At 39.2% G+C, this 15,209-nt stretch carries 14 protein-coding genes and 1 tRNA gene; 10 read left to right on the plus strand and 5 right to left on the minus strand.

Features of this window, described 5'->3' with window-relative positions; all coding sequences use genetic code 11:
• Positions 1 to 35 precede the first annotated feature (35 nt).
• Positions 36 to 1,004, plus strand: coding sequence for an MAC/perforin domain-containing protein (locus tag HH214_RS04570; RefSeq protein WP_169606219.1), 969 nt, complete (start codon positions 36 to 38; stop codon positions 1,002 to 1,004).
• A gap of 69 nt (positions 1,005 to 1,073) precedes the next feature.
• Here the strand turns inward: HH214_RS04570 and HH214_RS04575 are convergent, their stop codons facing one another.
• Positions 1,074 to 3,608 (minus strand): zinc-dependent metalloprotease, encoded by a 2,535-nt coding sequence (locus HH214_RS04575; protein ID WP_169606220.1) that lies wholly within the window; start codon positions 3,606 to 3,608, stop codon positions 1,074 to 1,076.
• A 976-nt stretch (positions 3,609 to 4,584) separates the two neighbouring features.
• Here HH214_RS04575 and HH214_RS04580 point away from each other — a divergent pair.
• On the plus strand, positions 4,585 to 5,601 hold the full coding sequence (locus HH214_RS04580; RefSeq protein ID WP_169606221.1) for a hypothetical protein: 1,017 nt from the start codon (positions 4,585 to 4,587) through the stop codon (positions 5,599 to 5,601).
• Positions 5,602 to 5,984: 383 nt separating this feature from the next.
• Positions 5,985 to 7,871: a DNA polymerase III subunit gamma/tau gene (locus HH214_RS04585; protein WP_169606222.1), complete on the plus strand. Its 1,887-nt coding sequence runs from the start codon at positions 5,985 to 5,987 to the stop codon at positions 7,869 to 7,871.
• A gap of 69 nt (positions 7,872 to 7,940) precedes the next feature.
• On the opposite strand, the gene HH214_RS04590 is transcribed toward HH214_RS04585, so the two are convergent.
• The 3 genes from HH214_RS04590 to HH214_RS04600 all read right to left on the minus strand — a co-directional run bounded on the left by HH214_RS04590 (position 7,941) and on the right by HH214_RS04600 (position 9,694).
• Entirely contained in the window at positions 7,941 to 8,420 is a 480-nt protein-coding gene (locus tag HH214_RS04590; RefSeq protein WP_169606223.1) for a hypothetical protein, read from the minus strand.
• An 82-nt stretch (positions 8,421 to 8,502) separates the two neighbouring features.
• Complete coding sequence (locus HH214_RS04595; RefSeq protein WP_169606224.1) at positions 8,503 to 9,204, minus strand: hypothetical protein; 702 nt, start codon at positions 9,202 to 9,204, stop codon at positions 8,503 to 8,505.
• A gap of 31 nt (positions 9,205 to 9,235) precedes the next feature.
• Positions 9,236 to 9,694 (minus strand): hypothetical protein, encoded by a 459-nt coding sequence (locus HH214_RS04600; RefSeq protein ID WP_169606225.1) that lies wholly within the window; start codon positions 9,692 to 9,694, stop codon positions 9,236 to 9,238.
• 272 nt (positions 9,695 to 9,966) lie between these two features.
• Here HH214_RS04600 and HH214_RS04605 point away from each other — a divergent pair, with 272 nt between their 5' ends.
• Together HH214_RS04605 and HH214_RS04610 are read left to right on the plus strand one after the other, a co-directional pair.
• Entirely contained in the window at positions 9,967 to 11,196 is a 1,230-nt protein-coding gene (locus tag HH214_RS04605; RefSeq protein WP_169606226.1) for an NADP-dependent isocitrate dehydrogenase, read from the plus strand.
• A gap of 109 nt (positions 11,197 to 11,305) precedes the next feature.
• A complete protein-coding gene (locus HH214_RS04610; protein ID WP_169606227.1) occupies positions 11,306 to 12,286 on the plus strand; it encodes a type I phosphomannose isomerase catalytic subunit in 981 nt (326 codons plus the stop codon).
• Positions 12,287 to 12,354: 68 nt separating this feature from the next.
• Here HH214_RS04610 and HH214_RS04615 read toward each other — a convergent pair whose 3' ends face one another.
• Positions 12,355 to 12,840, minus strand: coding sequence for an ABC transporter ATPase (locus tag HH214_RS04615; protein ID WP_169606228.1), 486 nt, complete (start codon positions 12,838 to 12,840; stop codon positions 12,355 to 12,357).
• Positions 12,841 to 12,885: 45 nt separating this feature from the next.
• On the opposite strand from HH214_RS04615, the gene HH214_RS04620 reads away from it, so the two are divergent.
• The 5 genes from HH214_RS04620 (at position 12,886) to HH214_RS04640 (ending at position 15,106) form a co-directional block, all read left to right on the plus strand.
• Positions 12,886 to 13,362, plus strand: a complete 477-nt coding sequence (locus HH214_RS04620) for a hypothetical protein (RefSeq protein ID WP_169606229.1) — start codon at positions 12,886 to 12,888, stop codon at positions 13,360 to 13,362.
• Between the two features lie 128 nt (positions 13,363 to 13,490).
• A tRNA-Phe gene (locus HH214_RS04625) sits at positions 13,491 to 13,563 on the plus strand.
• 129 nt (positions 13,564 to 13,692) lie between these two features.
• Positions 13,693 to 13,974: a helix-turn-helix domain-containing protein gene (locus HH214_RS04630; protein WP_169606230.1), complete on the plus strand. Its 282-nt coding sequence runs from the start codon at positions 13,693 to 13,695 to the stop codon at positions 13,972 to 13,974.
• 1 nt (position 13,975) lies between these two features.
• The gene (locus HH214_RS04635; protein WP_169606231.1) at positions 13,976 to 14,209 is read left to right on the plus strand and encodes a hypothetical protein; all 234 of its coding nucleotides are present in this window, start codon (positions 13,976 to 13,978) and stop codon (positions 14,207 to 14,209) included.
• 198 nt (positions 14,210 to 14,407) lie between these two features.
• Entirely contained in the window at positions 14,408 to 15,106 is a 699-nt protein-coding gene (locus tag HH214_RS04640; protein WP_169606232.1) for an LEM-3-like GIY-YIG domain-containing protein, read from the plus strand.
• Positions 15,107 to 15,209: the final 103 nt, after the last annotated feature.

A 15,209-nucleotide genomic window follows, 5' to 3' on the forward strand; every position in this document is an offset into this window, starting at 1 on the left:
ACTGCTATGCTCATGCTACGCTTGTAATAAACCCATTGAAAACACTTTTACCTACCACCACTACTAGTATTCCTGAATCTAAAATAACCGTTATTGGCCCAAAGGTTCTTGCAAACTATCCTGGCATACAAGGCAGCAGCACCTACAATCTACTAGGTTACGGATATGATGTAACCGGAAAATATGCAGATACCAGCGCTGTACGTCACCAAGCACTTAATGTAGATGCTTATATCACTAACAATCCAGATCGTTTTATAATCAATCTTGCCTCGTCATCGTATGCGGAAGCTTTTCATACTGAAAATGCGGAAAACTTTGCACAACAAACATCTTATTGGCTAACAGCTACCAAAGGCTTAAAGTTGTTTAAAGGCTCTATTACGATTCCTTTTCCTGATTCAGATGCCTTATCTCGAAAGTACGTTTATGGCAGCTTCTCGCAAGTCATTCAAAGAAAAAGGCTGAGGTACATGGAAAATTACGACCTATTAAAGAACTATCTAACACTTGATTTCAGTCGAGATCTAAGCACGTTGAGTGCTGCTAGCTTAATTAAAAAGTACGGCACACATGTTTTGTCAGATGTTATACTTGGCGCTAAGTTCAATGTCTATTATCAGGCTGTATCCACTGCCTCTGATCGCAAAATATCAGAAACAGCAGGCTTTACTTATGCACTTCAAAAAGTATTTGGCCTGTTTTCGGGCAGTATTGATGCTGTAACTGATGAGAGATTAAAAACTATTTCCTCTCCTAAAGTTGTTTATGAAGCTTTAGGAGCAGATGTTACTAAAATAAAAGTAAACAAGCTTGATGATAATACCAATGTAAGTATTGTTGATTGGCATTCAAGCACTACTATAGACAATTCAGTCTTTATTGATATTGGCGAAAATGGATTAGTCCCTTTGTATGAGCTCATTAGCGATCCCACTAAGAAATTAGAAGTAAAAAATTATATCACTTCTTACCTGATTGCACAACAAGTTAAAGTTCACTAATTGGGTAACCTATTAACAAGAAAGTGCCTTTTTACTAAACAAAAGACACTTTCTTGTTTAATTTGTATCTTAAAACTCAAATTCATTACTTGGCATACCAATTGGTGCGCCAGGTGGCATTTCCAACGGTTCAGCAGGTTGAAACTTTTCTGGATTTTTGTGAAACTCCTCTATTTGCGATAAAGCAAAATACATGGCTGCTTTTTGTTTTGGTGCCGAACTAGCCAAGCGGCTGTTCATCCATTGCTGCAAATCATTAATCTTTAGCAAAGTCTCGCCACGCACATTCTCACCAGCGCGGGTATTTGCGGCCAGCTCTAGCAGATACTTTAAGGTTATATTATCCACCAAAATCTGCAATTCTCCTTTATAACCGGGCTGCAATGGCGCTTTCCAGGTTTGGTCAATCAGTTTATCCAATACGGCTAATAAACCCGGCTGACGGCTGTCGCGCGCGTTGTACTCAATCAGGCGAGCTGCACGATTAGCATCCAGCATATATGATAAAGTAGTACCCGCTGCAGTTTCGGCAGCACTAATTGGATCGAACGTTACGCCCGTATGGCCCCCAAAGGTTTCTACCGATGCTGGGTAACCTACTGGCCTCGGCGGAATTTTGGCAATCAGCGCTTCAGGCAAAGCTAATGCTTCAGGTGTAATGGTGCTCATGAGTGCGTCAAATGCTCGCCATTGTTCGGCAGGCTCCACCATTTTGGTTACAATTTCACCATCGTTTTTCAAGGCATGGGTAAAGTATAAACCACCCAATGAGTTGGATACGGCTTCAATCTGGTAACGGTGCAGCAAATACATTGGCACCAACACTTCTTCCAACGTAGCCATAGGTGCATCTTGCCTAATAGCTTTTTCTGAGAAGTTATCCAGTACGTGCCGGCGAACGGCCATTAATTTATTCATCTGGTCAACCGCATTTACGCCATCATCCCACTGGTGCGACATCGGATGCACACCTCCACCAATATCGGGAATAAAGATATGACCTTGTGCCAAGGTTTCTTTCATGATTTGGTCTAGAGCAGTATTCTCATCAGTCCCTTTTGGAAATTCAGCATATCCCCACGTAATGGCCCGCTTATCCCAGGCACCTATACCAGTAGCATAAGCATTAGATACATCGATAGTTCCGTCAGCTTTTAAGGAAAACCGCGGGAAAGGGTAATCCATTACTGAAGCCCGTTCATGCGTACTGGAAGTAAAGTTATGGTATAACCCCAACGTATGACCAATTTCGTGAGCCGATAACTGCCGGATTCGGGCCAGTGCCATCTTTTCCATTTTGTCGGTTACTGGTTTGCCATCTTCATATGGTTGCAGCAAACCCTCGGCAATTAGGTAATCCTGCCGGTGCCGGTCAGAACCTAAGGTCACTACACCTTTAATAATTTCGCCGGTACGTGGGTCTGTATAGGATGAACCATAAGAGAAAGCCCGCTCCGGACTGCCCGATCGGTTTACCCAGTTCACTACGTTGTAACGAATATCCATCGGGTCGGCACCTTCGGGTAGCTCTTTTACCTGAAAAGCATTTTTATAACCGGCAGATTCAAAAGCCTGGTTCCACCAGGAACCACCTTCAATCAACGCCTTTTTAATGAGCGGTGGCGCCCCCCGGTCAATATAATACACAATAGGTTCTACCGGTTCGCTCATAGCTGCGCCGGGGTTCTTTTTTTGCAGACGGTGCCGGGCAGTAAAACGCTTCATTAAAGGCTCCGACATGGGTGCCGAAAAATCATAATAAGAAAACTGGTTGAAACCTGACCGCGGATCAAATTTGCGTGGTTTAAAGTTATCATCTGGTAGCTCTACAAAAGCCTGGTGCATACGTACCGTTACCGAACTTGGGTCGGGCGCAATGCCCCCACCCCGGCGGCTACCTCCACCACCATTACCCGCAAAAGTAATCAGCGCTTCAAATTCTGAGTTTTTAGGAAAGTTTTTAGTATTACCCATATAAACGGCCGACCGTGTTTCATCAAACCGGTAACCACCACCTGCTGCTACACTGGCATTGCCTCGGCTACCCGCAGCAATGGCACTGCCCAGGTTACCACGACCTGAGCCTAAACCCTCGCCAATATGCTGGCTATCGCGCAGCAAAAAAGGAGTTAAATCTAATAGTACATGATCACCTTCAATAGCTACGGGTGCAAAACCAAAAACTACTGATTTCGCAAAAGCATTGTCTACTGCTTTTTTCTCGTCCTCGTTGCCCTTCACAGCTCGATAGTTTTCTACCGGCTGCACTAAAAATATTTTAGGGCCAACTTTTACAAACCGGGTAATTACCGATGATGCCTGCCCGCGTTCGGGACCACCATTACCCACCCCATCCACCAGTGAACTGAAATACAGAAAGTCTTTGTCAAAGTTATTCACTTCTAAATAAACCTTGCCGCTACGTTCATCGTAGTAAAAGTTAAAATAACCTTCAAACTTCTTTAAGTTTTGTGTAAAGGAAGTAATAGTAGCTGATGGGTGGGTGTCGGAATTATGACCTTCGCCGTTTAATGGCCTGTTTTGTGCTGTAGCCATGCCTGATACGGTCAGCATAGCCGCAGTGATGGGTATAAAATATTTCATAGTTTATAGGGTAAGGGAGTATAGTTTCAAGTAGCAATTATTTTAAAACCTTAATAGATTAAGAACATTGCCATTATAAACCTAATTACCTAAATTATTTTCAATAACTTACAATATTTTAATATAAAATATAATTACCAGGCATTTTCTAGACAAACAAAGCCATTATTTTAATAAAATAAACCACAAGGCCAATCATCTCACCAAAAACTATCTTACAATTACATATACATCTTATTTATCCACCAGAATGCCTATATTTAATTATTTTCAACACTTGACTTTGAACTTTATTTACAAGAGGCCATTCTCCTTTATTACTATATTATCACTTCAATAACATTCTCTAATACTTTTTTTGAGCTCTGGTTTCTCTATGTTTTTGCTCGACACCTTTTCCTAATAGATAGTAGTGCAACCGAGCTTGGTGAGTTCATTTAATTGCAGGTTATTGATTTTACTCGTACAATCCGTTTGCTCTAGGTAGCATTAAGATTAGGAATGCAAAGCCTACGCCTAGCGGAAGCCACCAACAACAGTTCCAAAGCTAATCAGCAGTACAATTGCGAAATACCAGCAATAAGTGCCAAGAGGCGAAAGATGTAAACCGCAAATGAACGCCGTGATAAATAGTTTAGCATCCAAGATGAGGTATTCCAATGCTACTTACTTATGGCTAGCAAAGTAGAGATGATCGCTATAACGGCATATTGTGCCCAAATCTCGCGCAGCAGGAACAATCCGTTATAACCTCTCAAATGCAATTCAATTGCAATGGAATAGTACATAAGGATTCATTCTTAAGAAGTCAATAAGAAGAATGTCGTTGAAGAAGGCAGAAGAAAATGACGGAACAGAGTTCTGCAATCATTAAATCTCTCCTTAAAACTACTTCCTAACTAAAAGTTACCTAATTACAACTATGGGTTAATTCATTAACGGCTTTTACATAACTTAGCACATCTTAACTTAAACCATGAGTAAAAAACTACTTTTGCTAGCTGCGATAGGACTATTTGCATCTTGCAAAAAATCCAATAATTCGAATCCTGAAAATCCTGTTCCGGAAACTATTAAAGAAATGAACTTTACCATTACAGGGCCAAAGTCCTTTTCTTCTGCACCTGTTCAGCAAGGAACTGGCAAGTTTAATTTTTTAGGATATGGATATAATATAATCGGTAAATATGCTGATACGAGCTCAGTTAGGGCGCAGGTAATTAATACCTCAGCCTACGCCACAGCTTACCCCGGACGCATCGATTTTAGCAGCTCTACTTCAAGTGGCTTTACATCATTGTATGCAGAAAATGCTGAAGACTATTCAAGAAAAATTTCTATGAATTTAAAGGAGACCGAAGGCATGAAGCTTTTTAAGAATTCAATTACTACAGTATTTCCAGGCCAGGACGCTATTTCAAATAAATATATCTATGCACAGAACGTTTACGCAATGAACTGGAAAAGTATTAGAACTTATTGGGATAATGGTGAAGGCTATTTAACATCTGAATTCAGCGTTGATGTACAGAATTTAACACCCGAAAACCTGGTAAAAAAATATGGTACTCACATCTTATCCGGCATTGTACTAGGAGAAAAGCTCAATGTTTATTTTCAGGCAAAATCATCTGATAACGACAAGCTACATTCATCAATAGTAGGGTTTACCTACGCATTGAAACAAGTTTTTGGCTTTATGTCTGGCTATGCAGATCCGCTTAAACCGGCAGAAGTAAACGCTATTTCTGAACCAAAGCTCGTTTACGAAGCTATAGGTGGTGACCCATCAAAAGTTAACAAAGTGGTAACTGATAAAAGAACACTTATTAGATCTAATGATTGGTTTCCAACCTGCACGGAAGATAAGGCTTTGTTTATAGATATTATAAGGCTAACTCCACTGTATGATATGATTGTTGATCCTGTTAAAAAAGCTGAAGTAAAAAGCTACATTACTTCATACATGGAGCAAAATCAAGTTAAAATATAAGGAGCTATACTCATAATTATGAAAGTCCTGGGGGTTCTTTTCGAAATTTTTTTTATTGATTTAAAAAGTTTATTATATATTCAAATTCTTCACAATAATATTCTTTTTATCATCAGTGTTTGTATAAGCCTCTTTGCTATTCAGCTTTGGTAATAACGATGTAAAAGAGTTCAACTTTAAATTTGGTATTGATGGTCCGTACAGAAAAACAGTACCAACTTCGGGAATAAGCTAATGTAAATCACACTTAAAAATTATAAGCTATTTATTTATAAATAGCTTATAATTTTTAAATTACTAATACCCAATTAGGCACATCATTTCACTGCAAGTTTCCACACCAAGCCTTTACCCTTTCGCCGTTTTTACCTAACTTAGTTGCTGTGGATAATTTTATTGTTTCGGCTCGTAAATACCGCCCGGTTACTTTTGAAAGCGTTGTTGGTCAGCAACATGTGACTAATACCCTAAAAAACGCTATTAAAAATAATCAATTGGCGCAGGCATTTTTGTTCTGCGGGCCACGCGGGGTGGGTAAAACAACATGTGCGCGTATTCTGGCTAAAACCATCAACTGTCAAAATTTGCAGCCTAATGGTGAAGCATGTGGCCAGTGTGATTCATGTCGTGCTTTTCAGAATGGCAACTCTTTTAATGTTCATGAACTGGATGCGGCTTCTAACAACTCGGTTGATGATATTCGTAGCCTGATTGACCAAGTGCGCATACCGCCACAAGCTGGCCGCTACAAGGTTTATATCATTGATGAGGTACACATGCTATCGCAGGCAGCTTTTAACGCTTTTTTGAAAACGCTGGAAGAACCACCACACTATACCATTTTCATTCTGGCTACTACCGAAAAACATAAAATACTACCTACTATTTTATCGCGCTGTCAGATTTTTGATTTTAACCGCATTAAGGTAGATGATATGGCTAATCATCTAGCCTCTATAGCGCAAAAAGAAAATATCAGCTACGAACCGGATGGGCTACACATTATCGCCCAAAAGGCTGATGGTGGCTTGCGTGATGCCTTGTCGATGTTCGACCAAATTGTAAGCTTTTCGGGCGGTAAGGTAACTTATCGGTCAGTAATTGACAACCTGAACATTTTAGATTACGATTATTACTTTAACATCACCGACAGCCTGCTAAATGAAAATACAGCTAAAACCCTGCTGCTATTTGATGAAATTTTAGCTAAGGGCTTTGATGGCAGCCATTTTATTACAGGTTTATCAGGTCACTTGCGCAACTTATTGGTAGGTAAAGATACTGCTACCCTGAAATTACTGGAAGTAAGTGAGGGTATTCGGCAAAAGTATATGCAACAAGCGCAGCAGGCTACTATGTCGTTTTTACTATCGGCCATGAATATTGCCAACCAGTGTGATTTGAATTATCGCTTAAGTAAAAACCAGCGTTTGCAGGTTGAATTGGCTTTATTGAAAATATGCCATTTACAATCAGCCTTGAATTTAGCTGCACTGTCAACTAACACCGACAATATACCCAAAGATGAGGTAAAAAAAAAAACTGAGCCACAGCCAGTAGCTCCGCCTACTCCTGAACTGGTTAAAACACCACCGGTTAGTATAGATATTCCGAAGCTAACCACACCAGCAACTCCAGTAGTAACGAATGGTACTTACGCGGCAGCTTCGCAACCTACTAACGAAGCAGCCAACTTGGTAGTTAATGAGCATGCCATTTCTTATCATGGCACTACACTACCATCGGCGTCTCCACAACCTGTTGCAGCTAAGCCAGCTCCACCAGTAGTACCTAAAATATCATTATCCAGTCCATCGCAAAGCCCCTCATTAAAGGGTGGCGCCTTTGGGGCTTTAATTGCTGAAGCGGAGGAAGAAGACCCATACATTAGGGGTAATGACCAGGAAACCTATACTCTAGATAGCTTCCTGAAACTTTGGCAAGAATATGCGGCACAGGTTAAAGCAGATGGAAAAGCCACTTTAGTAACCATCTTAACTTCCAGTACGCCGGTGATGCTACAACCTCATATTTTTGAAATTATAGTAAGCAACCGCACACAGGAAACTGTATTCAGAGATGAAAAGCCGGGATTAATGAACCATTTGCGCACCAAGTTACGCAACTTTAGCATTGAGGTAAACACCCGCATTGACGAACAAACGGTAGTTAGAAAGCCTTATACTGCTTTAGAAAAGTTTCAGCATATGGCTGCTAAAAACCCGCAACTGGTAGAATTAAAAAAGCGATTTAACCTGGAATTGGATTAAACCGCTTTTTAAAAGAACAATGCTTATCATTAAAGATTACGTTATAAGTATTAATGATAGGCACTTAAATTATTTCAGATATTCGTTATCGTCAGATCCGTTAACATCCTTATCGGCACCATTAATGTCGCTGTCGTTTTTAGGATAACCTTCTTCATCCAAGTCATCGCGATCATCTTCGGGAGTACGAGCCAGCATTTCATCAACCGGATCCAGTTCGGTAATTTTACCATCGTCAATGTGCATACCTAACTGGTCAGCATCTGTTTCCAACGATCGATTTTTATCGTATTCGCCTAAAGTATCGTAAGGGTTGGCCTCATCATAGCTGGAATCAAAATCGCTGCCACTTGGCGCTGCCGTATCAAATAATGCTGGTGGATCATAATCTGGATCATCACTTTCTACCTGTATTTCGTAGCTATCGGTATCCGGGTCATATTTTAAATCATGAGCAGCAGGGTTGCCGTCCAAATCATCTTTCATTTTTTTATCTCTGTCCAGATTTTCATCATTAAAACCTGGATAGAAAGTATCGTCGTTTTTCATGAGCATGTGTTTTGTATTATAAATACATACAAAACCTTGCCAAAGTTTTAACCCTGCCGTTTTTCAACTAAGCTTAGCTGTATTATTGCATGTAAGGAATATCTTTTCGGTAGGAAGTAATACCGCCTACACCAAACTTTAAACCAATTACGAACTGCCCAAAACCATCATTACGCACGCCAACCTTCATACCATCCAGCTGGTCGCCCATTATAAAATTGTACTGATAACCAATATCTAGCTTAATAGCAGGCTCATTATAGCTGTTGTACAATTTAAATTCATAACCTATTTTAGCCGGAATCAATAACTCACTGCTGGTGTTTAAGCCAGTAGTGGTGTAGCCATCAATATACAATGAACTGCGGTGAATATCATGCATGTTATTGTAAATAACTCCTACCCCTGAACTTACATACAAACTTTTCAAAGCGTTGAGGAAACGGCTGTTCGAGTAATCCATGATTTCGCCAGCCTGTAACTGCGCCCTGAAGGTAACTGATACATAATGATTATTAAACTGCCTGCCCGATAAGGTATTCACAGAATCGCCACCAGCCAGCTTACCCAATTGTACTTCAGCGATGTAATTTAAATAGGGCGTATAATTGTAAGTAAAATGCAGATTGGCCGAATGGGTGCTTTTTATAGTTTCTGCATCGGTATAAGCCCGATTAAAGGTACCCGAAATACCCAAATCATACTGCGCGTAATTGAACCCCAGCTGGGCTTTGGCCAGTACGGATACCAAACAAATGATTAACGTTATACTTATTTTTTTCAAGAGACAATCAGCTTAAAAACGTTTATTAATGTTAATGGGCGTAGTTATAATAATTGGTTACTGTAGTAGTTACCGTATCTGATGTAGAAGATGATGCCTGATAAATAATCAATGAATCTTTAGTCAGCGTTTTAATATTGAAGCTAACTAAAAAATCACCGCTTTTAAAAGTTAATTTCTGCGGTGATACGCTTGAGTTAGCTGAGTAATAACCCTGGTATGATTTACCAATGATGCTTGAGGAATAAGTAGCCGCATTGTTAGTAGATTTAAACTCAAAATAATCATCAGTAGTTAAACCAGTAGAATAGCTAACGGTTGATGGCACATTAACGCCAGTTACGCTTTGCACATCAATGCTCTTTAAATACCACTTACCTACTAAATCTGCATTTTGCAGGTTGGCCGGTATTACCGCCGGATCTTGCTTGCAACTGCTAAGAATTCCAATTAAACCAATAAATAAAAAAATGTGTACTTTTTTCATCATATCAACCGCCCTAAAGATATACTTTTGCTTATACGTTCACAATTAAAATAGCGGAAGGCTCGACCAATACGGCAATAGTATAGATGAAACTTTCTGCTGTTTTAATTGCAATAATGTATTGTTTTTAAAACCATTTTGTACGTTGTAATTTTTAACTTGTTTGTCTGTTATTTTCTTTTTTGTAAAATAGCTGCGCAATGATTAATTAAATTTCACAATAGCCAAATTTTATATATTTGAAAGTTTTATAATCGAACTACAATAAACCCGATATGTCAAAAATTAAAGTAGAAAATCCGGTAGTTGAGCTGGATGGCGATGAGATGACCCGCATCATCTGGCAATTTATCAAAGATAAATTGATTTTTCCGTACCTGGATCTGGATGTTAAGTACTACGATTTAGGTATTGAGTACCGTGATGAAACCAATGACCAGGTAACTATTGATGCCGCTAACGCCATTAAACAATATGGTGTAGGTATTAAATGTGCTACCATTACTCCTGACGAGGCCCGGGTAAAAGAATTTAACCTGAAGCAAATGTGGAAATCGCCAAACGGCACTATCCGTAACATTCTGGATGGTACTGTTTTTCGCGAACCGATTGTAATGAGCAACGTACCCCGCCTGGTGCCTAATTGGACTGCACCTATCTGCATTGGCCGCCATGCTTTCGGCGACCAGTACCGTGCTACTGATTTCGTAACTAAAGGCAAAGGCAAACTGACTATTACCTTTACACCTGAAGATGGCGGCGAAGCACAATCTTTTGACGTGTATAATTTTAAAGGCGATGGCGTAGCATTAGCTATGTACAATACTGATGAATCTATCCGCGGTTTTGCACATGCCTGCTTTAACCAAGCCCTGATGAAAGGCTGGCCTTTATACCTATCCACCAAAAACACCATCCTGAAAAAGTATGATGGCCGCTTTAAAGATATCTTTGAAGAATTATACCAAACTGAGTACAAAACTAAGTTCGATGAAGCAGGTATCACTTATGAGCACCGTTTGATTGACGACATGGTAGCTAGTGCCTTGAAATGGAATGGTAACTTTGTATGGGCTTGTAAAAACTATGATGGCGACGTACAATCAGATACTGTAGCCCAAGGCTTTGGTTCATTAGGTTTAATGACTTCTACCCTGGTTACTCCTGATGGTACTGTAATGGAAGCTGAAGCTGCACACGGTACGGTAACCCGCCACTACCGCGAGCACCAAGCTGGTCGTCCAACCTCAACTAACCCAATTGCCTCTATCTTTGCCTGGACCCGTGGTTTAGAGTTCCGTGGCAAATTAGACGGCAACCAAGAGTTGATTGATTTTTGCCATGCTTTAGAGCAGGTTTGTATTGAAACTGTAGAAAGCGGCAAAATGACTAAAGACTTAGCGATTACTATTAAACCTAAAGTAGAACACGGTACCGATTACCTGTACACTGAAGAGTTTTTAGAAGCTATCAATGAAAATCTGAAAGCAAAGCTGGGTAAATAAGTATTGTTTTAACCTTAATAAAAAAGCGCATTCTTCAACAAGAATGCGCTTTTTTTGTTTACCTGATGCATTAACCATAATTTAGCTTCCGCTACAATACAAATAAGTCATGTCAACACTTTATCCTTTCAAATTCAAAACCATTTATAAAGATAAAATATGGGGTGGTCAGAAGATCAAAACCTATTTGCATAAAGATTTTGGCGATCTGCCGAACTGCGGCGAAACCTGGGAAATTTCTGGTGTTAAATCAGATGTATCGGTAGTAGCTGATGGACCATTGGCTGGCCAATCTTTAGCTGATTTGGTAGAACAATATAAAGGCGAACTGGTGGGTGAAGCCAATTATGAGCGCTTTGGCAATACCTTCCCCCTATTGGTTAAGTTTATTGATGCTGCCGAAGATTTATCTATACAGGTACACCCTAATGACGAGTTGGCTAAAAAACGTCATAACTCGATGGGTAAAACAGAGATGTGGTACGTGATTGAAGCCGATCCGGGCTCTTCATTAATTGCAGGTTTCAACCAGGAAGTAAGCGAGCAGATTTATGTAGATAAACTGAACAGCGGACATCTAACCGATATTTTAAACCGTGAACAGGTAAAAGCTGGGGATGTATTCTTTTTACCAGCAGGCCGCGTACATACTATTGGTAAAGGATTACTAATTGCAGAGATACAGCAAACTTCAGATATAACTTACCGGATTTATGATTTTGACCGTGTAGATGATAAAGGCCAAAAGCGTGAACTGCATACCGAAGAAGCTTTAGCAGCCATCGACTACAAAAAGTACCCGAACTATCGTACCGATTACCAGCCACAAAAAAATCAGGATGTGCCACTGGTACAATGCCCATACTTTACTACTAACGTACTGGACTTTACCGAAAACACTACTAAAAACTATTCAACACTGGATTCATTTGTAATTTACGTTTGCCTGGAAGGTGAATTCACTATTAATTATAATGACACCAGCTGTAATGTAAAAATGGGAGACTGCGTTTTATTACCCAATACTATTAACCAAGTAGAATTAACCACGCAGCAAGGCTTTAAAATGTTGGAAAGCTATATTGCATAAAGCTGAATTATTTTGCATTAAAAAAAGCCGGTTATTATGTATTAACCGGCTTTTTTTATTAACACTACTTAAGCAGGCATCAGGCTGCCAAACAATTGGGCATGCCAGCTTTCTTTAAAGGGCACCTCCCACTTGTTCTCCAGTTCACTCAAGGTTTGTATAGTATTGTTAAAAACGATGGTATCAGGCGTTATTTTACCTTCTTTAATCAAGTTCTCGAACTTAGCACGTGAGGCCGACAAAATGCGATCGCCGTCACGATAAGCCATATCAAAACGATCAAACAAATTTGTATTGTATTTCTGCTCCAATTCTTTCAAGAAGCGGACAGATTTATCGATAGAACAGCCACTGGCGTCCGCCTGACTTTCATCAACCACTAAAATAATAAAGCGATTGTAATGCACGATACCTGTAGCTTTCAATTGATGGTTATGTGCAGTCCAATCTTGGGTAAAGCTATCTAACTGCTGCTGTATCTGGCTGGTTTCGGCAGGCGTTAACTCACAACCTGACTGATAAATCCAAATCCTTGAATTTTTAGAAAATTGCATAAACAAATTTATGATTTTTTAATTTAGGGTTCCACTTTGCTTGTCATGTTAAAATCAGCTTTCACTTCCATCCGTTCTGTCGGTATTATACTATTTTTGATTACCGGTGGTATCAGTAGCTATGCTTTTCAATGCTATACCGACAAACAGCAATGCTTAACGTGGAGCAATGGTTGCTTAGATCAGGCTTATGACTACTCCACCGAAGCCCAACTGAAAAAGTGGGACATCAGCATTACTAATGATTGTTTTTTACGTTTTCGCAAAACCTATAACAACGGCAAGCAAGAATATTACTCTTTTAAACTCAACCGGTTTTCTGATTTAGATTATTGGGGCACTGCCCATTCTGGCCTACTACGCATCAAAACACAGGCAAATGACATTATTGTACAAACCTATAATGACCCGAAAGGCAATATTGATTCTATGACTACCGTGCTAAGCATTCCAGCTAAAAATATGGAGCCCGAACGGCTGGACAGTCTACGTCAAGCTTTACTACAATTAAAAATGCTTTAATAGCAAAATATTTTAAATTGTATATCAACTAGTTAAGCTTAATACCATTTTAATCCCTAACATTTTTTCAAAATAAATTTCCATTATTCAAAAAACACACTACATTTGCAGTCCCAAAACACGGGAACGGTATCATAGCTCAGTTGGTAGAGCAAAGGACTGAAAATCCTTGTGTCGCTGGTTCGATTCCAGCTGATACCACTCAGAAGATCAGGCTTTTAGATGAAAATCTAAGAGCCTTTTTCTTTTATTGGTACAACAATGGTACAACATTTCACTTTGTTGTACCAATCGGTAAAAATTGTATCTTGCCATTACTTAAACCAGAGTATGGCAATCGAAACCAAATTCATCTGCCTTGAAGACACCGCCTTTGAAGAATTAATCAAAAGGGTTGTTGCGCAGGTTAAAGCCCAAACGGACAACAAGGAAGATAAATGGATTGACGCTTCCGAGGCGATGAAAAAACTACGCATTAGCAGCCGCACCACTTTACAAAATTTGCGAGATGATGGCAGCATTGAGTTTACCAAGCTTTCCGAAAAGCATATCTTGTACAACACTCATTCCATTGACCGTTACTTGGAGAAACACGCTAAGAAGACATTTTGATATGACCGAGCAGGAAGAAGAAAAACGGGTAGCGGCAGCATTCAACGCTGGCTACACGTTACAACAACATGAACCGCAATTACTTGAAAAAATAACCACCGATGCCAATAAGCAAAGTGATTTTGTTAACTACATGGCGATGGGACAGCGGCAGCAGAAGAAAGAAACGCTAATCCAGCAGCAACTAAAGATTAAACAAACGCAAAGGAATAAGAAGCAGCAACGCGGTAGGTAAAGTATATGCTATCCGTTATTATGATCTATTCAATATCAAAAGTCCGTTAAACTAAGCAGGTTTACGATGATGTAAATGCTGCCATATTGAAATACTTAAAGCTGCTGATTAGTTGGACAACTTGTATATCAATTGATTGATTGGTGGTAACTCTTAAGAAAAAAACAGTTTAATAATTCTCAATCAATGATTAATCAAATGCATAAAGAATTTTCTCAAGCAGTAGCCGAAAAAATTGGTTATTACGTCTATCTTTTAAAAGACCCAAGAAACAACACTATTTTCTATATTGGAAAAGGCAAAGGAAATCGTGTATTTAATCACATAAATTGCGAAATAGAAGATGCAACGAACAATGATAAGCTAACGTTAATCAAAGATATTGGTAACGATAATGTTGAGCGTTACATTTTAAGACATAATTTAACCGAAGAGCAAGCATTTGAAATTGAATCAGCTTGCATTGACCTATTAGGGTTAGAAAACTTAAGTAACAAAGTGTTGGGGCATGATGCTTGGGAACGTGGCTTAAAAAGTATTGACGAGATGGTTCAACACTATGATGCAAAACCGATCACTATTGATGAGCCTGCAATCATCATTAAGATTAATCGACTTTATGTGAGAAATATGAGTGAGATTGATTTATACTACGCTACACGGCATAAATGGAAAGTAGGTTTGAACCGAAAAAAAGTTAAATACGCAATAGCAGCATACAAAGGATTAGTAAGAGAGGTTTATACTATAGAGGGGTGGACAAAGTGTGATGATGGGAGATTTGAATTCTTTGATCAAGTTGCTCCCATTGACATTAGAATGAAATATAATAATAAATCACTAGAAAATTATATTAAGAAAGGTGCTCAAAATCCTTTTCAATACGTAAATATTTAGCCCCTTGGAAAACTTTTCTAATTCTTCCGTTTTAAATTTTTTTCATACAATTCGTCAAATGTGTTGTAAAATGTTATCCACGTTTGCACATACCAGACAAAAA

Source organism: Mucilaginibacter robiniae (assembly GCF_012849215.1).
Taxonomy (GTDB): domain Bacteria; phylum Bacteroidota; class Bacteroidia; order Sphingobacteriales; family Sphingobacteriaceae; genus Mucilaginibacter; species Mucilaginibacter robiniae.